At 68.5% G+C, this 18,712-nt stretch carries 15 protein-coding genes and 1 pseudogene; 7 read left to right on the top strand and 9 right to left on the bottom strand.

Translation table 11 applies throughout. The features are described 5' to 3' along the window. Nucleotides 1–16: 16 nt before the first annotated feature. On the bottom strand, nt 17–1,204 hold the full coding sequence (locus SGA01_RS14005; protein WP_141296834.1) for a serine hydrolase domain-containing protein: 1,188 nt from the start codon (nt 1,202–1,204) through the stop codon (nt 17–19). A 589-nt stretch (nt 1,205–1,793) separates the two neighbouring features. Here SGA01_RS14005 and SGA01_RS14000 point away from each other — a divergent pair. Further along, the gene (locus SGA01_RS14000; RefSeq protein WP_055645601.1) at nt 1,794–2,168 is read left to right on the top strand and encodes a hypothetical protein; all 375 of its coding nucleotides are present in this window, start codon (nt 1,794–1,796) and stop codon (nt 2,166–2,168) included. A 193-nt stretch (nt 2,169–2,361) separates the two neighbouring features. Then, a complete protein-coding gene (locus SGA01_RS13995; protein ID WP_055645600.1) occupies nt 2,362–2,721 on the top strand; it encodes an ArsR/SmtB family transcription factor in 360 nt (119 codons plus the stop codon). Between the two features lie 63 nt (nt 2,722–2,784). Here SGA01_RS13995 and SGA01_RS13990 read toward each other — a convergent pair whose 3' ends face one another. The 6 genes from SGA01_RS13990 to SGA01_RS13965 all read right to left on the bottom strand — a co-directional run bounded on the left by SGA01_RS13990 (nt 2,785) and on the right by SGA01_RS13965 (nt 7,025). Beyond that, nucleotides 2,785–3,459 (bottom strand): LamG domain-containing protein, encoded by a 675-nt coding sequence (locus SGA01_RS13990; RefSeq protein WP_141296833.1) that lies wholly within the window; start codon nt 3,457–3,459, stop codon nt 2,785–2,787. Nucleotides 3,460–3,628: 169 nt separating this feature from the next. Then, nucleotides 3,629–4,015, bottom strand: coding sequence for a hypothetical protein (locus SGA01_RS13985; RefSeq protein ID WP_141296832.1), 387 nt, complete (start codon nt 4,013–4,015; stop codon nt 3,629–3,631). A 287-nt stretch (nt 4,016–4,302) separates the two neighbouring features. Beyond that, nucleotides 4,303–4,788: a DUF1877 family protein gene (locus SGA01_RS13980; RefSeq protein ID WP_141296831.1), complete on the bottom strand. Its 486-nt coding sequence runs from the start codon at nt 4,786–4,788 to the stop codon at nt 4,303–4,305. A gap of 191 nt (nt 4,789–4,979) precedes the next feature. Beyond that, entirely contained in the window at nt 4,980–5,705 is a 726-nt protein-coding gene (locus tag SGA01_RS13975) for a DUF2071 domain-containing protein (RefSeq protein ID WP_167534091.1), read from the bottom strand. Beyond that, a complete protein-coding gene (locus tag SGA01_RS13970; RefSeq protein ID WP_141296830.1) occupies nt 5,702–6,034 on the bottom strand; it encodes a metalloregulator ArsR/SmtB family transcription factor in 333 nt (110 codons plus the stop codon). The genes SGA01_RS13975 and SGA01_RS13970 overlap by 4 nt, the downstream gene beginning before the upstream one ends. Nucleotides 6,035–6,338: 304 nt before the next feature. Continuing rightward, the gene (locus SGA01_RS13965) at nt 6,339–7,025 is read right to left on the bottom strand and encodes a helix-turn-helix domain-containing protein (RefSeq protein ID WP_308699051.1); all 687 of its coding nucleotides are present in this window, start codon (nt 7,023–7,025) and stop codon (nt 6,339–6,341) included. Nucleotides 7,026–7,390: 365 nt separating this feature from the next. Between SGA01_RS13965 and merB the strand changes: the two genes are divergently transcribed. The 3 genes and pseudogenes from merB to SGA01_RS13950 all read left to right on the top strand — a co-directional run bounded on the left by merB (nt 7,391) and on the right by SGA01_RS13950 (nt 9,691). Continuing rightward, a complete protein-coding gene (gene merB / locus SGA01_RS13960; protein WP_141296829.1) occupies nt 7,391–7,837 on the top strand; it encodes an organomercurial lyase in 447 nt (148 codons plus the stop codon). Between the two features lie 89 nt (nt 7,838–7,926). After that, the gene (locus tag SGA01_RS13955; RefSeq protein ID WP_141296828.1) at nt 7,927–8,349 is read left to right on the top strand and encodes a hypothetical protein; all 423 of its coding nucleotides are present in this window, start codon (nt 7,927–7,929) and stop codon (nt 8,347–8,349) included. A gap of 105 nt (nt 8,350–8,454) precedes the next feature. Beyond that, nucleotides 8,455–9,691, top strand: a pseudogene (locus SGA01_RS13950) (IS701 family transposase). Between the two features lie 372 nt (nt 9,692–10,063). Here SGA01_RS13950 and SGA01_RS13945 read toward each other — a convergent pair. Further along, entirely contained in the window at nt 10,064–10,915 is an 852-nt protein-coding gene (locus SGA01_RS13945) for a LysR family transcriptional regulator (RefSeq protein ID WP_141296827.1), read from the bottom strand. A gap of 95 nt (nt 10,916–11,010) precedes the next feature. Here SGA01_RS13945 and SGA01_RS13940 point away from each other — a divergent pair, with 95 nt between their 5' ends. Together SGA01_RS13940 and SGA01_RS13925 are read left to right on the top strand one after the other, a co-directional pair. Further along, the gene (locus tag SGA01_RS13940) at nt 11,011–11,739 is read left to right on the top strand and encodes an SDR family NAD(P)-dependent oxidoreductase (RefSeq protein WP_141296826.1); all 729 of its coding nucleotides are present in this window, start codon (nt 11,011–11,013) and stop codon (nt 11,737–11,739) included. A 1,388-nt stretch (nt 11,740–13,127) separates the two neighbouring features. Then, a complete protein-coding gene (locus tag SGA01_RS13925; RefSeq protein ID WP_141296877.1) occupies nt 13,128–15,473 on the top strand; it encodes an eCIS core domain-containing protein in 2,346 nt (781 codons plus the stop codon). A 1,499-nt stretch (nt 15,474–16,972) separates the two neighbouring features. Here SGA01_RS13925 and SGA01_RS13910 read toward each other — a convergent pair. Further along, the gene (locus tag SGA01_RS13910; RefSeq protein ID WP_141296823.1) at nt 16,973–18,427 is read right to left on the bottom strand and encodes a tetratricopeptide repeat protein; all 1,455 of its coding nucleotides are present in this window, start codon (nt 18,425–18,427) and stop codon (nt 16,973–16,975) included. Nucleotides 18,428–18,712: the final 285 nt, after the last annotated feature.

Raw genomic sequence — 18,712 nt, 5'->3', positions numbered from 1 at the left:
GGCCTCACCGTGCTGGTCAGCTGCCGAAGGCCGTGAGGGCCAGTCGTTGGGCGACCGCAGGGACGCCGTCGACGGGTCCGGCGGTACCCACCGCATAGACCGCGCGCAAGCTGAGATCCCGGGAAGCGAAGACACCACTGCGGTACCCCGGATCCGATCCGGTCTTGCCCCACAGCAGCGTCCCGTCAGGCAGCGGCGTGGACATCAACCCCACGCTGAAGCAGGCTGTGCCCTTGCCAGGACCCGTGTTGCAGTGGGAGGCGTCCACGTACGGCAGAGGCTTGCCATCGACGCCCTTCGGCACCGTGAACAGTTCGGCGGCCTGCGCCGGGCGCAGCAGTCGGCCGTCGAACAAGCCGGTTATGAACCGGTCCAGATCCGCCGTTGTCGCCGTCATGCTCGCGGGCAGCCCGCCTTGCACGTTGACGTCGACCAGGTCGCCGCCGTTGCTTTCCAGGTAGCCGGGCAGGTACGGCCGGGGCACGGGGGTGGCTCGGTTCGGGAAGGTGGGTCGCGTGTCCCGCATGTTCAGCGGTCTGAGGATGCGGGTGGCTGCCTCGTACTGGTACGAGTGCCCGGTGATCTCCTCGATGAGTTTCCCTGCAATGCGGTATCCGAAGGAGTTGTACTCCTGACGAGTGCCGGGGCTGAAGTGCGGTCCCGGCCCCGGCCGGCCTTCGGGGCGGAGGGTCTTCCGGATCACCTCGTCGAAGGTGACGTAGTCCAGCCGCTGCTCGATCTCCTCGTCCGGCGTGGTGGCCGGCGCGCCCTCCAGGTCCTGCGGGAGTCCGCTGGTGTGGTCGAGCAGCTGTCGCACGCTGATCGGCTCCTTGAACCGGTCCTCCGGCAGCAGGCCGGGCAGATAGTGCTGGACGCTCTCGTCCAAGTCGACACGGCCCTCGGCGGACAACTGGAGCAGGATCACCGCCTCCATGGTCTTGGTGACGCTGCCGATCCTGAAATGCGCGCGCGGTGAGATGTGCCGGCCGGTGACCACGTCCCCGGACGCGCCCCGCCACATCTCTCCGTTCCTGTGTACCTCCGCTACTACGCCGGCCGCACTGTCACCCGGACGCGGCTCGATCGCCGCGCGCAGCGCGGCCCGGTCCAGCCCCGGGGCCGTACCGTCGGGGGCGGCCTGCGCGGGTGCGATGACGCTTAACGCCAGAGCCGCCGACAGAACAAGGATCGCAGTACGACGCATGGGAGGACTCCACCTCTCGAAGTGGTGATCATGTGTGGTTCCACTCTGTCCGCCTGGGCGTGTCCGCGGCGACAGGGATCACCCCGGCTCCAACCCTGAATCGACCCTGACTACTCATCAGGGATGCCCTGCCCACGCTGCTGGACCGGCACGTTCCGCGCGGCTGAACGGGATGATCCCGTGCCGACCCTGCAACAGTCCGGCTGCGACTCACCGCATCAGCCGCGTCGCCCGAGCCACTTACGCACGGCTGGCCTGCTGCGACCGTGCGGGGCAAAAGAGGTTCGTTGGACCGCTCGTAGCGGCGGCCCACCACACCCACGAGCACAAATGCGAGGAGAGCCGGCTCTTCGCGACGGGACGTTCCGGGCGGGGAGGATCGGCTGCCTGTCCTCGTTGGTCAGGACGTTGAGGGCGCCCGGATTCGTGGCTCTCGTGGGAAGTTCGGATGTCGGATCACGGAGACGGATTCCGGCCGGATTTCCGATGTCCCTGACGGCCCCTGTGGTCAGTGGGTAGCGTCTGCGCTCAAGATCCGGCTGTGGCGTGAGGTCAGCCGGGCGGTCGCGAACACAGAGAGCGAGTACTGATGTTGACTGTGGAGACGTCCCTGAAGGAGGCGATGACCTCGATCGAGGGGAGTCTGGGGGTGGCGCTCGTCGACTACACGAGCGGCATGGCGCTGGGGACGCTGGGCGGGGGCAAGGACCTCGACCTGTCGGTGGCCGCGGCGGGGAACACCGACGTGATCCGCGCGAAGGTCCGCACGATGGAGATGCTGGACCTCAGGGACGACATCGAGGACGTGCTGATCACCCTCGGGAGCCAGTACCACCTCATCCGGCTGCTGGGCGGTCGTGGGAGCAACGGTCTGTTCCTGTACCTCGTGCTGGACAAGGCGCGGGCGAATCTGGCCATGGCCAGGCACCAGCTGAAGCGCATCGAAGCGGAACTGGAGCTCTAGTCCTTCCTGCTTGTTCCCGGCTTCGTGCGCCCATGAGTTGAAAGATTCTTCAACTCGACACATCTGAAAGTGATCAGCCGGGGGGCGTGCCGGAGCCGGGAGGCAGGAGAATGACAGGAGCTGGGCATGGAGAGACCCGCAGGTCTGGCCGGTAGCCCTTGGATTCGTCGTACCCGGGCGGGAGTGTTGTCACATGCAGGTGCCGCTGTACCAGGCGAAGGCGGAGTTCTTCCGCATGCTCGGACACCCCGCCCGGATCCGCGTACTCGAACTGCTCCAGAACGGCCCGGTACCCGTACGCGAGCTTCTGAACGAGATCGACATCGAGCCGTCCAACCTGTCCCAGCAGCTCGCCGTTCTCCGCCGGTCCGGCATCGTCGTGTCCGTCCGTGACGGCTCGACCGTCAGTTACGCACTCGCCGGCGGCGACGTGGCGGACCTTCTGCGCGCCGCGCGGCGCATCCTCACCGAAATGCTCGCCGGGCAGAACGAGTTGCTTGCCGAACTCCGGGACACCGACACAGCGGTGCAGGCGAGTCCGCCCCGGCGATGACGGAGCCAGTTGGTGCCGGGCGACGCCGACCCCTTCGGGTCGCTCAGGTCGGCCCCTCCCGGCTCACCCGGCCGGTCGGAACACCCGAAGGTCGCGGACCTCGTACGACATCTCGTCGGCGTCCGCTTCCGGCCCCGGGTGGTAACGGCCCGCGCATACCGAGAGATTGACGATCAGATAGGCGTGCCAGCCGTGGCCCACGCCGCGCCCGTCGGCGAACACTCTCACGTCGTCCAGCCACCACACGACCGACCGCGCGCCGAACTCCGTCCGCAGCTTCACCCAGCCGCCGGGACGCACCGAGGGAGAGCGGTGGTAGCGGTGTGTGCCGCGTACCCGGTTCGACAGTTCGAGCAGATCGGGGTTGTCGGGGTGGTACTCGAAGATGTCGATCTCCTGCCCTCCGTCGCGCCAGGTCCAGATCGCGGGCCAGGCCCCGATCTCCTCGGGAAGGCGCACCCGAGCCTCCAGCGAGTCCCCGGCGCGCACCTGGAACCCCTCGGGGCTCCCCTCGGTCGTCAGCAGACCGGCGTCCCACAGGCCGTCGCGCCGACGGGTCGCCCGGAAGAGCCCCGATCTGCTGTAGGCGGGGTCCTCCACCAGGTGGTCCAGCTTGTTGTCCCCCGGATTGACCGGGCCGCCGTCGGGATACGCCCACGAGCGGCCGGCGATCCACTGCCCCGGCGAGCTGAAATCCGCAGTGAAGACCGGCTCGGAGGAAGGAGATGAGGATGGCATGGAAAGCTCCCCAGATAGGACGGCGTGCCACCGATGTTCTGCCCTCAGTGCCCGCCACCATGCGGAGTACCTCACTCCATGTCGAGAACTCGTCACGAAATGGAGTCGACGGCATCTCCGGCTCCTCTCACCACCGGACCAACCATCCGGTGATCAGCACCCCCTAGCCCTAGTCGGGTACCCCCGGCATGCCCCGCCAGGCGTCTATCTCACGGATGCGGGCTCTCGGGCACGTCCTCCGCCACGTCGTGACCTCCAGGGGGCGGCCTGGGCGCCCGAAGAGGACCCGCTCCCCGTACGGGCGCAGGCGCAGCTTCGCCGAGTCGACGACGATCCGGACCTCGACCAGGCGCCGCCGGTCCCACACCCGGTACGCGATCTCCGCAAGCACGTAGGCCGCACCCGCACAGGCCGCCCACGTTGCGTCGGAATTCGCCCACAGCGCCAGGACGAACAGGGCGGCACAGCCGGCCGTCACCGCCGTACGCAGCAGCCGCGGAACGGTCAGCGTCCCCTTGTCCGCCGCGTCCCAGAGCAGATCCTCGCTGATGACCATTCCGTCATCATGGGTTCCGCCCGGCGTCCTGAGAAGCCTCGCGAACCAAGCCGGGTTCCGGCACGAGCCGGCGCCAATGGAGAGTCCGAAGTTGACGGATCGAGAAGGGTGTTCGGCCGTTCACGCCGTGTCCAACGAGCTCAGGCACGCCCGAGCCGTACGACCCGCTCTGACAAGCGCGGCACCGCGCTGCCGCCACCCTGTACGACAAACTCGCCGTCCGCTACGAAGCGCCCGTGCTGGTCGCGGCCATCAACTAATGGCTGCAACCAGCACGTGGCCACTTCTCAAGCCCACACCGCTTTGACCACGGCGTGGCCTGCCGAAGCCGCCCGCCCGTACAACCCTTGGAGGTCTCTGTGATGGTCAAGGAGTTCCTGCCTGGTCCAGCCGGAGGCACTGAACCTGGCGCCGACAACGTTCCACAGTTCGTCGAAAGAGACAGTCGCAAGGAAATGCGCGGCCCGTGAAACCCCAGGCGGCTCCAGAAGCATCAGCGGGGGATCGGAAGGGTCGGCGTCAGCGCTGTGTGGCACGGGGCGGCCGCCATAGATCGGCAGATTCCAGGGCTCATCGGCGCCTGCATCAGGGGCATCGGCTGCGGCGTAGAAGTCGTTGACAAAGTCCCAGCCCTTGTTGATCGAGCAGGCGATACCCGCTGCGTATTCGTCGACGTGGTCTTCCCAGGCATCAGACATGAACGCAGCGAGCCACGTGTGATCGTCCCGGATGTCGGACCTGCCCACGGCGCGGAAGTGCAAGTAGATGCTCATTACGACAAGTCCCTCAGCTCCGCGACGCGACCCACCTGTCGGGCCGAACGGACAGAACCTACTTGAGGGCACCGACAGCCGCGTGTCGTCGATATCGACTCGCACCATCCGGCGGAACTTTCGCAACACGCTTGAGAACGCTCAGTCATGGATACGGGTACTGAGCGCTCCAGTTGGCGAGTCGAGCGCCCTTACTCGGAAGCCATGGCCGGGAGAGGCCGCCAACTGACGGGTACGTCGCGCATGACCAAAGCGCAGTCCAGGGTCGCGCTCCCCGACGGGAAGCAGTCCGGGTCATCGAAGAAGGACGATGCCGCGGAGCGAACCCGGCCGGCTTCCACGTGCCAGGCGTTGGTCCGCAGTTCCATGCCGTCCAAGTGGCGGCCCGAGCTGGTGGCCGAGAAGCCCTTTGCCCCGCCTTGGAAGAAACGGGAAGCCTCGGCAAGATCGGCGAAGAGCTCGCTGCCTCGCAGCTCGTCGGACAGCTCGACGGTGACATCCACTCGGGTGTCGCCGTCCCATGTCGCCAGTGCGACGCGCACCTGACCGGGCGTCTCCTGCACCTCGAAGTCGGCCCGGCCGTGTTCGCCGGGGAAGAGGCGGCCTCCGGCCCAGGCGTTGAGACGCGAGGCGGTGTCGCGTCGTGGAATGTAGACGCCGGTCTCGACGCCGTTCGGTCCGTCCCACTCGACGGCGATGCGATGTGCCGCGTTCTCGCTCCGCAGACCGAACGCCTTGGGTGCCCAGGTCGGCCGGACACTTCCCAGGCGCAGCAGGCAGATGCCTGCGACCGCGTAGCCGTGCACCAGTTGCGGGCGCAGCGGCCCGGGGAGCAGGCGTGCTGCGGCATCCGGGGCGACTCGGTAGTTCACCAGGAGCCGTCGTTCGATGACGCTGGACAGTCGCGGCTGCATCATGATTCCTCGCTCTGCGCCCCGGAGCGCCATTTGGTGTGGCGAAGCACGATCTGCTCGGGGCAGACGGCGCTGAGGAACCGACCGATGCTGGTGGCCAGGCGGTCCTCGGCCAGCGCGTAATAGATCCGGTTGCCCTCCCGTCGCTCGGTGACCAATCCGGCTCCCTTGAGCACGCCGAGATGTCGTGAGATGGAGGGCGCACTGATAGCGAACCTGGCTGCGATCTCGCCGGCCGCGAGCTCGCCGCCTCTGAGGTCCTCGAGGATCTGGCGTCTCGTCGGATCGGCGAGGGCACGGAAGGCTCCCGCCTCATCCTGAGCTTCTGTCATATGCAATATTTAGCACCTTGGCTAAGTATCTAACAAGCGGGTTCCGTGGCTTCCGCCAGCAGTTGTGACCAGCCGCTTCGGCTCAGCCCGCCGGCCAGAGGACTCACTCGCCTAGCGGAAGCGCTCAGTCACAGTGAGCCGAAGCTCAATAGTTGTCATTGGCAGAGCCGGATGACATGTACCGACGAGACCGAATGAAGCAGCGTGGTTGTCACCAAGGAGGCACGCGGCTTGTCACACTGCCCATTCAGCAGCCCTTCTGTCGCCAGTGTTGAGCACGCAGGTCAGAGCCCCTGCACCCGGCTCAGGATTCCCGTTGGAGCGCCATCCGGTAGGCGGCCGGGGTCACGCCGTAGGTACGGGTGAACCATCGCGTGAGGTGGGCCTGGTCCGAGAAGCCGGCCTCGACAGCCGCGGTCGATGGTGCTGTGCCCTCCGCAAGGAGGGCGCGGGCGCGGCGCAACCGCAGGTCGCGCTGGTAGTCGCTGGGGGCGAAGCCGTACGCCGCGCGGAAGCCCCGGTACAGCGTGAAGCGGCTGCATCCGGCCACCCGGGCCAGCTCGTCGGCGCCGATGTTCTCCACGAATCGCTGCCGCAGCATCCCGCGAGCCCGTGCCATGGCGGCCAGGTCCGTCCGGCCCTGCGGCTCTCGGAGAAGTGCCGACCGCGTCGAAGCACGGCGGGTCAAGGCCAGCACAGCGGCGGTGAGCCGTTCCTCGACGACCAATCGGGGTGCGTTCTTCGCGACCGCAGCGTGGAGGCGGGCCACGTATCGGACCAAGGCCCGGTCGTCCACCACCGGGGTGGCGAAGAGGGGCAGCCCCGCGCGCCCGGGAGCCGCGTCGTCGAGGGTCTCCCGGGCAAGGTCTTCGCCGAGGTGCAGCATCCGGTAGCGGTAGCCGTCGTGGACGGCCGACTGCCCATCGTGGGGCTCGTCCGGATTGAACGCCATGACCAGGCCGGCCGCGCTGACGCGTCGCTCCCCCAGCACGCGAACGACTGCGCACCGTCGTCGGTGATTCCGAACGAGTACGTGTCGTGGGCATGCATCGGATACGCGTACTGCTCGAATCAGGCGTCCATCGCCTCCAGCGCAAGCCCAAGAACCCGCCAGTAGGCGGCGCGCTCTCCAGAAGACGGCATGTCCTTATTGTCCCGCACGAGCGTTCAAGCCCCGGGGCCTCCGTAAAGCGCACGCTGGGACTCTCACCTCAACCAACGACGGATTCACAGGAATGAACACCTCAGGAGCACCGACGAACATTCACGGGACGGAGAGGATCCGCCTGGCCGTCTACCGCGGATTCGCAATGACCGGCCCACCCCTTCGCGTCCGTGCCGCTCGGCTTCTCCGTCATGGGCACACGCACCCTGTGGTGGGGCGGCTGCGCCTGGGACTCGTTCGCCATGCTCCACCTGCTCAAGGGCGAGCCCGACGTCCTGGTCGCCACCCGCTGTCCGGCCTGCGACATTCCCCACGCCTGGGTGGTCGGCCGAGACGCACCGCCGCAGGGCGACCAGGTGGCCCACTGCCTCACCCCCATGCACCGGGCCTGGGACGACGTCGTGCACACCTGCGGCAACCAACGCCTGTTCTGCTCCACCGACTGCGTCGACGCGTGGGTGCACAAGACGGGCCAGGAGCGCGGGTACGTCATGTATCTCGGCACGCTGTGGCGCTTCGCCAGCGACTGGTACACCGGACGCCTGGACCCGGGCTACACCCGCCGCGCCCCCGCTGCCGCTGCTTCCTACTTCGCCGAGGCCGGCCTGCACGGCTCCTTCTGGGGTCTGCCCGACTGAGGCCTCTAGTACTCCAGCCGTAGATCGTGATCATGGATACCGAAGCCGCTCGTCGGTAGCCTGCGCGTGTCGCTGAGACCTGGGACGAAGTGCAGCTGATCGCGGACGGCTTCGAGCGCGTGTACGTCGAGTTGGAGTGGTGCAGCGGGCCGCGCACCGGCCTCGGCGATGTCGACGGCAAGCCGCACTACTTCCAGGGCGACGACTGGGATGACGCCGACGAGTACCGCCTCTGGCCCGCGAGCGACGCGGTGGTGGAGCTGGAGCGCGAGCAGTGGGCGATCTTCGCCAGGTGGAACGAATGCCATGAGGCCGGGACGGTGGAGCTGGAGACCCACCCTGGCCAGGGCGGGATCAATGCCCGTTACGACGAGCTGGCCCTGCTGCTGGCGCCGTACCGGCAGGCGCCGGACGACGCGAGGCGCCTGGTGGGCGAGGTGCGCTTTGACGCTGGGGCCCGCTACCGGGTCGAGGGTCTGGACTACTGGTTCCGGTGGCGTCCAACCAGGTGAGGCCGCCGTTGATCATTAGGTGTTGTGTGGACAACCAATGATCACGTGGCGAGCTCGGACGCCAGCGTAGTTCCTGCTCACTGGCAGGAAGCATTCGAGGGCCTGATGAGTCGGATCGCGGGCCGGTTCGCCCGAGTTGAACCCCGCCGCCGGGTGCGGCGGTTGGTCTCCGGGCTGCTGTCGGACCTGCCGCGCAAGAACTGCTGGACCCTGGCCGAGCACGTCGGCGACGCCACTCCGGACGGCATGCAGCACCTGCTCCACCGTGCGAAATGGGACGCCGACGCGATCCGAGATGACATACGCGCCTACGTGGTCGAGCACCTGCACGATACGGAGGCCGTGCGCGTGGTCGACGAGACGGGCGATAAAGAAGGGCACGGCGACCGTCGGCGTCCAGCGCCAGTACACCGGCACGGCCGGCCGCATCGAGAACGCCCAGGTCGCCGTCTATCTCGTGTACTCCGCCGGCCTTGGACACGCTGCCATCGACCGGGCCCTGTACGTGCCGCGCTCATGGACAGAGAACCCGGACCGCTGCCGGAGCGCGGGCATCCCCGACGGCCTGGCCTTTGCCACCAAGCCCCAGCTCGCGGCCCGCATGGTCGAGCGGGCCCTGGACGCGGGAACACCGGCCCGGTGGGTCGCGGGAGACGAGGTGTACGGCGAAACCCGCACCTGCGGACCGCCCTGGAACACCGCCGGACCGGCTACGTCCTGGCCATCTCCAGCACCCACCCCGTCATCACGCACGCCGGGAAGTTCCAGGCCAAGACCCTGGGCGCGCGGATCCCGAAGCGGGCCTGGCAGCGGCTGTCGGCTGGAGCGGGCGCGAAGGGCGAGCGGTACTACGACTGGGCACAGATCGAGGTTCACGGTTCGGCCGGTCGGTTCGGCCAGTGGTGCCTGCTGGTCCGCCGCAATCGCCGCACCGGCGAACTCGCCTTCTACCGCTGCTTCTCACCCCGTCCGGTGCCGATGTCCGAGCTGGTGCGGGTCGCCGGACGGCGTTGGACGGTCGAGGAGACGTTCCAAGCCGGCAAGGGCCTGACCGGCCTGGACGAGCACCAGGTCCGTCGGTGGACCTCCTGGCACCGCTGGGTCACCCTCGCGATGCTCGCCCACGCCTTCCTCGCCGTCACCGCGGCCGTCGAACGCCGCGACCGACCCATCCCTGACGGTCTGATCCCCATGACCGGCAACGAGATCCAGCACCTGTTCGCAGCACTGATCCGCCCAATCCACGGCCTCGCCCACCTTCTGCGCTGGTCGCTGGCGACGCCGGGATCAAGCCCGTGCACGCCAGTGTCATTATCGCAGGCAGGCCGCCGCCCGGCCGTGAAGATCAAGATCTACGGCTGGAGCACTAAAGGGTGTTGCAGAGGTCAGGCTTCGGCAACACCCTTTAGCCGGCCGGCTGGCCAGCTAAAGGGCGGAGTGCACATGTGCGGGGCGTCCAGCGTGGGCCCGGCGACTGCCGGGACCGCGCGGCCACGGCTCAATGCCGACCTGACCCGCCGTTGATCGGGCTTTCACTGATCAAACTTCGGTGACACACACTCACGGTTCGATGGCACAGGACAACTCCACCGCCCACGGCGACCGGGGCTTTGCGTTGGCGCGCGAGCACAGTCGCTGGCGGACCCTGACTTCGTAACGCCGTGTTGTGGTGAGCTGGGGCGCGAGCGGTGGAACATTTCCACGCATGTGGGAACTACTGGAGACGTGTCGCGGTGCGGACGAGGTCGGCGACGGCTCTGGACCGGCTGTGCGGTGGCCAGGCGATTACGGTCGTGACGCTCGGCGCATCCAGTACGGGCACTGCAGCGAGGTCACCATGCAGCTGGGCTCGGCACGACTCCGGTGAGACAGCGCAGGCACGGCCGAGCGCGACGAGCTGCAACAGCTGCGCGTGGTCGCGGACCTGCGGGCCGGGGCCGGGCGGATAGGTGCCGTCGGGGTCGGGCCATCGTGGCAGGGGCAGGCCCGGCAGCCCGGTGATGTCGGCCATGTGCACATGGGCCCGGACGGTGAGCGGATGTCCAGCCGGCAGGACCACAACCTGGCCCTCCGTGCCGAGTTCTTCGGTGTCGAACCCGGTCGTCGAGTCGTACGGACGGTGCAGCAGCGCCACGTCGGCCCGGCCCTCGCGCAGGAGTCGTTCCTGCTCGGCCGGCCCGCACAGGGTGACCTCGACCGGTACCGCCCCGGGTTCGGCGGCGTACGCGTCGAGCAGTTTCGCCAGCAGCTCTCTGGACGCGCTGGCCTTCGCGACCAGGACGAGGCCAGGACGGCCGGCCGCGGAAAGGGCTGCGCGGCGGGTCCGGTGTTCAGCGGCGTCGACCGCGTCGAGGGCCGCGCGGCCCTCGGCCAGCAGCACCGAACCGGCCTCGGTCAGTGCGACAGTCCGGCTGGTCCGATCCAGCAGTACTGCCCCGAGCCTGCGTTCGAGCTGCTGGATCGCCCGTGACAAAGGCGGCTGCGCGATGCCGAGCCGTCTCGCGGCGCGCCCGAAGTGCAACTCCTCAGCGACCGCGACGAAGTAGCGCAGTTCCCGGGTCTCCATCCGGCCACGCTACCCCGGATCGATACCCGGACGGTATCGTCGCCCACCCGATCGGTCTTGGACCCCAGCCGGAGTCCGAGGACAGCATGGTCCCCATGAGCGAACGAACGATTGCGCTGGTCACCGGCGCGAACAAGGGAATCGGCTACGAGATCGCTGCGGGCCTTGGCGCCCTCGGCTGGAGCGTCGGAGTCGGCGCACGCGACGATCAGCGCCGTAAGGCCGCGGTGGAAAGACTGCGCGCGGCCGGCGTCGACGCGTTCGGCGTACCACTGGACGTGACCGACGACGCGAGCGCGACCGCCGCCGCACGGTTGATCGAACAGCAGGCCGGGCGCCTCGACGTGCTCGTCAACAACGCCGCCATCACCGGCGATTGGCCGCAGGAACCCACCCAGGTCGATCCCGCCACTATCCGGACGGTCGTGGAGACCAACGTGATCGGCGTCATCCGCGTCACCAACGCGATGATGCCACTGCTGCGCCGATCCGCCGCACCACGGATCGTGAACATGTCCAGCAGTGTCGGCTCCCTCACCCGGCAGTCAGGAACCGCTGCCGAGCAGGCGGGTCCTGTGGCCGTCGCGTACTCGCCGTCCAAGACGTTCCTGAACGCAGTCACGCTCCAGTACGCCCGGGAGCTGAGCGGCACGAACATCCTGATCAACGCCGGCTGCCCCGGCTACGTCGCGACCGGCCTCAACGACTTCCGCGGCATACGCACCCCCGAACAAGGCGCCGCGATCGCCATCAAACTCGCAACTCTGCCCGGCAACGGCCCGACCGGCCAGTTCTTCGAAGACACCGGCACAGTCCCCTGGTAATACAGACAACGGCCATCACCCACCAGACGAGACGACTTCGCCCGAGTCAGCGACAAACCGTGCCGTCGAAGACTCTGCAGATCTGTTCACCCGCTTCGCCGACCAGGCCACCAGGCCGGCCGGGTCGGCACGTGTGACCCAGGTAATCGCCTGTCAACAGGCGAACACCGAAGACTCGCGCCCCAGGCCCGCGTGGACAAGACCGCTGACATCCTCGTAGCCGTCGGCCGCCGCGTGTTCGTCATCCGGATCGACTCCGGCCTCTTGGACTCGCGAAAGGACTACTCCGCCCTCACCTACACCGTGGCAGACCTACCGAACCACCAGACAAGAACCCTGCGCGCCTATCTCGACCAACTCGTCCTCCCCACCGGGTTCTTCGACCTCGCAGTAGACCAGGCAGGCGACTACTGGTGGCTGGAGCTGAACCCCAACGGCCAGTGGGGGTGGCTGGAGGAGAGCACCAAGCTGCCGATGGCCGCCGCACTCGCCGACCTGCTCACCCAAGGACAACCGCCCGATGACCGATTCCGCCTCCCAACGGCGTGCATTCGCCGACCGGTTGGAGAGCGCCGGCATCCTCACGTCCCCCAGTGGCAAGCAGCCGTGGAGGCCGTGCCGCGCGAACTGTTCCTCAACCCCGGAGTCTTTCTGCCCGTGGACGGCGGCTGCTGGCTGCCGGTCACCGCCGTCGGAGCCGACCCGGCCGAGTGGGCAGGAATTGCCTACCGGGTCCAGTACCTCACCACCCAGCTTGACGGACACTTCGCCGGCGACGAGACCAGCGAACCGAACCCGTCACCGGCGCACAGGTCACCCGCGCGGCGGCGAGCGACGGCACCCCGCTGCTGTACCTGTTCGACATGGACCGCGAGTCCTTCGCCCAGTTCATCCAGGACGGCGACAGCTGGACCGTCCGCCAGGGCGGCCCCGTGGCTTTGTGGGGCGACATCGAGCAGACCCTCGCCGCCTGGCAGGACGCCGGCAGCCCCGACATCACCGCCGTCCGGCTCCACGTCACCGACCGGGCCCACACATACTGGATCGGCGGAGCGGGGGTGGCGTTGCGGATGCGGCTCGCGCTGCTCTGCGGCTGGCCGGAAGGGGGGACTGCCGGGACGCGACGCCGGCCGTCGACAGGTGCGGTGGCCGCCCGCGTGCCCGCAGGGGCCGACCGGTCTGTGGCCGGCGTCGCGTCAGGGCGAGGAGATCAGTCGTCGGCGAGGGCGCAGAGCCCGCCCCTTCTACGCTCACATCATGAAGATCCACCCGGGCCCGGGTTGCCCGTTCGCCCATCGGACGCTGCCCTGGCGGACGTTGTGCCCCGTCGGCCCCGCCGACTAGACAGGGAGGAACGTACCCGTACCGCGCCCTTCAGGGGGATTTCCATGCACGCCAAGGACGCACCGAAGCCGTCGACCCCGACGAGGGCGGAGGCGGGCGCTCGTCGTGACGGGCCGCTCGGCGGCACGGTCACCCCCACTACCGGTGTCGGCGGTGTCCTGTCCCCGCAGACGGTCCTCGCCCTCCAGCGCACGATCGGCAACGCCGCCGTCTCCCGGCTGGTCGAGGAGTCCCGGCACCAGCACGGCGCCGGCTGCGGCCACGCGCAGAGCCCCGAGGCCGCGCCCGCCCCCGTACAGCGTTCCGCCGTGCACGGCGTCCTGCGCAGCTCCGGGAGCCCCCTCGACGACGGCACCCGCGCCGACATGGAGTCCCGGCTCGGCGCCGACTTCTCCGACGTGCGCGTGCACAACGACAGCGCCGCCCGCGCGTCCGCAGCCGAGGTCGGCGCCCGCGCGTACACCTCCGGCAACCACATCGTCATCGGCGACGGCGGCGGCGACCGCCACACCCTCGCGCATGAGCTGACGCACGTCATCCAGCAGCGTCAGGGCCCGGTCTCCGGCACGGACAACGGCTCCGGTCTGCGTGTCTCCGACCCCTCGGACCGCTTCGAGCGGGAGGCCGAGGCAAACGCCCGGCGCGCGCTGTCGGGCTCGGCTCCGGCTCCGGCTCCGGGGGCGGGTGCCGTCGCCGAGCCCGTGCAGCGTACGGCCGGGGGGACGCGGTCCTCCGCCCCTTCCGTCCAGCGCGTGCAGACGGATCCGGAGCAGACGACGAGCTCTTCGTCCTCCTCCTCCTCCGCACCGCCCGCGCAGGAGACGGCGGTCGCGACCGCTCCGGCGTACGGCACCGAGATCAGCACCGCGGAGGAGGCGACCGCCCACGGGTTGAATGCCGTCAACACTCTCGTCGTGAACGCGGGCCACTCCGGCGACATGTACCACGTCCGGGCCGCCATGCTCCTCGACCCGGGCCTCAAGCTCCTCATGTACGGCCTGCTGGACGACTTCGACGAGGTGGCCGACGTCAATCGGATCTCCGGCTCCGTGCGCAGCAGGTTGATGGCGGACGAGATAGAGCCGAGAGCAACGCGAACGGCGGAGTTCAAGGCCACCAAGACGCGGCTCCAGCGAGGATCCGGCGACCGGACGCCTCCAGAGGGCATGACCGACGCAAAGGCCATCAAGCAATGGCGCAAGGCCCAAGTGGACGCTGACATCGCCGTGGAGCAGGCTCGGCTGGGCGCCCACGAGACCGACCTTGAGGAGAGGATCGGCGCCACTACTGCCGGAAACATCACCAGGGAGAGGGACAACCGCCCCCGCGCCAAGCGCGCCATCGCCCGCAAAGCCCTCCACATGTACCAGCTCCACGAGGACCTGGGGCCCAACCGGGTCTTCTTCACCAAGAAGTCCGGGGAGAATCTCGGGCTCGCGCACGGCGGCGGGGAGAACCTCTCCACCAACAAGTTCAGGAGCGGCATGCCGGGGCTGAACATCGCGGGCCGCGAGGAGCGGATGCAGGAGTTCTACCGCGACTACGCGGCTCCTGATCAGGCCACCGAGCAGGCTTTCAACGACGCTCGCACGACGGCCGGTCACCCGCTGGGCAGGTTCCGGACAGGCGTCCGGTACGTCATCGTGAACTACCGGGACAGCGGCCACACCGGGGAGGGGAACGCCCCCGCGCTCGACACCGGGCGGAGCGGTCAGGCCCAGCTCCAGGAGATGATCAGCAATCACCCCGATCTCGGGGGCGCGCGGCCCGTGCTCATCGGCGGGTATCCGGATCCGGCCACCGTCGACGGGCCGCACCTGCTCAAGTACTGGGAGTGGCCCGGGATGACGGGCCGCCGCTCCGAGCTGGCGCTGCTGCACTACCTCAAGGAGAACTTCACCATCATCGGCGCGGTCGGCATGCGTAGCGGCGTCACCGACCAGTTCGCCTTCGCCGGGATCAAGACCCTGTCGATCGACATCTCCCCGAACCAGGCCAGGCCCAAGAGCGGCCAGACGGAGGACAACGAGACGGACGTGGAGAAGTACCCGTCCAAGGGCTGGGAGCGCGGTGGGAAGCTGGAAGCGATCCTCGGTCCGCAGTACGGACGGGCTTTCCTCCGCGAGGCCAGGGAGGACGACCAGAAGGTCCTCGACAGGCCGTGGGAGGGCCCCTTCGGAGAGCGGGACCGGGCGATGCTCCGCGACGCGATCGCGTATTTCTTCGCCGAGGCACGCAGCGACGGCGGCGCCCTCGCGACGGCCGAAGACTTCCGGCACTCCTCGCATCCGCTGCACCAGGCCAGCCTTGACGAGCTCGAACGGAGCACCACGCTGGGCGAGGCGAAGAAGGCGGTGATCCGCGCGAGGATCGCGGCACAGCAGGCGTAGGACGCCAACACCGTTGCCCAAACCCATACTTGGGCTCCGTACTGAGTTGAAACACGCTCAGCTACTGTGTGGCCAACGCAAGGGAACTGGAAGACAGCTCGGGCCCGTTCACGCTCGACGGCAGTGGGGCCATGCCGCTGGAGGCGGGGGATCCCCGGCAGATCGGAGCTTTCCGGCTGCTGGGGGTGCTCGGTTCCGGTGGCATGGGGCGGGCCTATCTCGGCTGGGCACTTTGGGCGGCCGGATTCTCCGGTGAGCGCCGTCCGGTCGCTCGGCGAGCGACCGGACGTGAGCTTCCACGGCTCACCGCCCGCATCCGCCGCGGCCGCCCCCGTCAGGAACAGGGTCACCAGGCGGGCGAGCCGGGGGTGAACTCGAGGGCCACATGGGCGAAGAGCGGGTCCTCGGCACTCTTCTTGTGCTCTCACGTCACAGCGACCCCGACATCAGGGGCCTTCCCGCTGCGACTCCAGTCCCCTTGAGGCTCGCTGCTGCAGGCCGAACTGGCTACAGGGCAAAGTGGTTGCTAGAGGTGGCTGGACTCGTCATAGATCCTCCAATGCCACCACTCTTCTCCTGGGCTCCGTGGCCGACGGTAGGCGAGGGGGTCTGGCAGGGTTCTGCAGTACAACTCCTCGTCCAGCTTCGCTACCTGGGCTGCCAGTTCACGGCGGGCGCGGGGAGGAAGCCGGGCCAGGACAAGCTCGAGGAGGTCCCGCGCCGTGGCCACGTCTTCCTTCAGGTCGCACTCGTAGCAGCCGCATACGGTCGCGGTCAGGTACAGGTAGCGGCCCGGGCGGGCCAGAAAGGACCGGTAACACTGCAGTGCCATCTGGGTGTCACCAGGTAGCAGGCCTTTGTCCAGGCGACGGAACTCTTCCCTGCGGATCGCGGCAACCGTCCGGCTGGAAAGCCCGCCGATACGATTCGGCCGAGGGATGGAGGAGAGAGTGTGCCCCCAGAGGCCAACTGCTCGGTGCGCCTGCCTGGGTGTTGTGTTCTGCGCGCGGAGCGCGCCGGGCCGCCTACGCGGCATGGGCCTTTCGGGTAAGGGTCATGCGGGGATCATCGCACGGATGCCAGAGACTGTCCCGGCACGTTCGGCGCCTGGAGCGTAGAAAGTGCTTCACGACGGCAGGCTGCTCCCATGCCCGAGGTTGCGCTGGAGCAACCAACTTCGGGACGACACGGAGCTGTTCGACCACCGGTCGATCATGCCGTGGCTGCCTATGTCCGTCACTCTTCGGGCTCGCCGCTGAGTTCGCTCCACGCGGCTAGGGCGAGCTCAGCGGCTTTGAACGACTGGGTGTAGGCGCGTAGCGTCCATTCTCCGTCGTCAGCGCCCTCTGGTCTCAGTGCTCCTGTCAGTCGGCAGAACGTTGCCAGAATCTCGTCCACCAGGGCTTGAGCGGGATCTTTGGGCACTGGACTGTCGTGGTCGAAGCAGATGCGGATTCTGTCACTGTCCGCCGCCCCGGGGACATCGACATCGCCCCGGGTCAGGCCTCAGCGGGCCGGAGGAAGTCGGTGCCGATGGACCGGGCCGTCTCCTCGGCCGCATCGCGGTTCTTGTCCGCAGCAGTGAACAGGACCATGCCGATGCTGCCCTTGTCGCCCCACACGCACATCGCCCGGAGTGTGCCGGTGGCCGCCTCGGTGTACCTGAGGCACCGCATCCAGGCGCCATACGGGCCGGCCTCGGCCCGCCAGGTGTCGTGGACGATGCCGACCCCCGCCGTGTCCTCGGGCACAAGTCCGTTGCCGTCGTACACGTACGACTCCCGCATCTCGTGGAAGTCTCCGGTCGTCACGGCCACCAGGTACTCGGCGGCGGCGTCAGGAGCGGCGTCCTCTGCGACGTACACCCGGGCCGTCGACGCTTCCTTCTCGCTGTCGGGTACGGCACCGAACGGGTCGAACTCCTCGCGGAGGTCGATGCCTTGCAGACCCCGGAAGGTGTCGTGCGCAACGATGTCGTAGCGGGGATAGGCGAGGGAAGAGGCGTACGCAGTAACGCCAACGGCCAGCAGGAGCGCGAGTCCGGCTCCGGCGAAAGCGTACTCGCGCGGAGTGACGCGAGGCACGGGCGGAAGCTCCGGCGGCTCGAACCCGTCGCCGCCGACGCCCGCTTCGTCACCGGGTACGGCCGCGGTAACGGCTGCGGCCAGCCGCTCGGCAGCCCGCTCACGGGCACCCCGCAGCTGCTGGCGGAGACCGAGGAACGGCAGCCCCAGCAACAGCCCCACTCCCGTCGCCACGCCGAACGGCACCGCCGGCAGGACGGTGATGCGCAGGACTATCAGCACAGCGACGACCACAACGACGGCGAAGCGGTATTCGAAGCCCCGGCGCAGCAGCAGGCGGGACCACGTCCGGCCGGCTGCGGCGAGCGCGCCGGTCGTCTCGGCGAGCACGGCGAGCCGCAGATCGCGCGGGGCCTCGGCGGCCCACTGCGCGGCCTGAGCGGCGGCCGCCTGAGGCGTGGGCGCTTCGGCGAAGACACGGGCCGCGTCGAACGACTGCACCCGGCGCGCCGAGACACTGTCCTTGGCGCTCGTGGAAACGGAGCTTCCCGCAGCCTCGGCCCGCAGCAACTCTGGCGAATGCGGCGCGAGTTCTCGCAGACGGGCGAGGAGCACGGGGCCCCGGGCATGTCGCCCCGGTCGGTCCATCGCGTCGGTGCGGGCGCAGAGTTCCGCGTAGCCGGCAAGCAGACTTATGTCGTCCGGGCAAGCGTCCAGGCCCTCGCGGAAGACCCGCTCGGCGTCGTCGTCATGGTCATCGTCGTCCTCGGCCAGATGAGCACGGGCGAGTGAGAGGAAGAGCCCGGCGTCGGGCCCGTCAGTGTCAAGCGCTGTCCGCGCGATGGCCCGCGCCTCGGCCGGCCGGCCCGCGGCGACAAGCACGTCGACCCGCCCTCGCGCATTGTCGTTGTTGCCGTTGTTGTCGTTCAAGAGTCCCCACCCCTGGTGCAGCAGGCCGAACGAACGCGGCCGCGAGCGCCACTATCACCCGTACCGGAACCCTGGTCAATCAGAAATCTGTCCCTCTGACCTCACCATTTGGCGCACAAGGCGGTTCAAGTGGATGCACTCCGGACATCCACGCCACCTGGGCCGCCGCGCCGCAACTGGATCGCATCGGGGTCCGTACAGGCGAGCGCCGGGTCCACCCTCTCGCCCGAGCCCAGCACCCACGCCGAACAATTCGAGCAGCCCCTCCAGGTCCACACCGCCTAA

This window comes from Streptomyces gardneri (assembly GCF_006539185.1).
GTDB classification, from domain to species: Bacteria; Actinomycetota; Actinomycetes; order Streptomycetales; family Streptomycetaceae; genus Streptomyces; species Streptomyces gardneri.
Note: the sequence above shows the minus strand (reverse complement) of the source record. Positions and strands in the feature narration are given on the sequence as shown.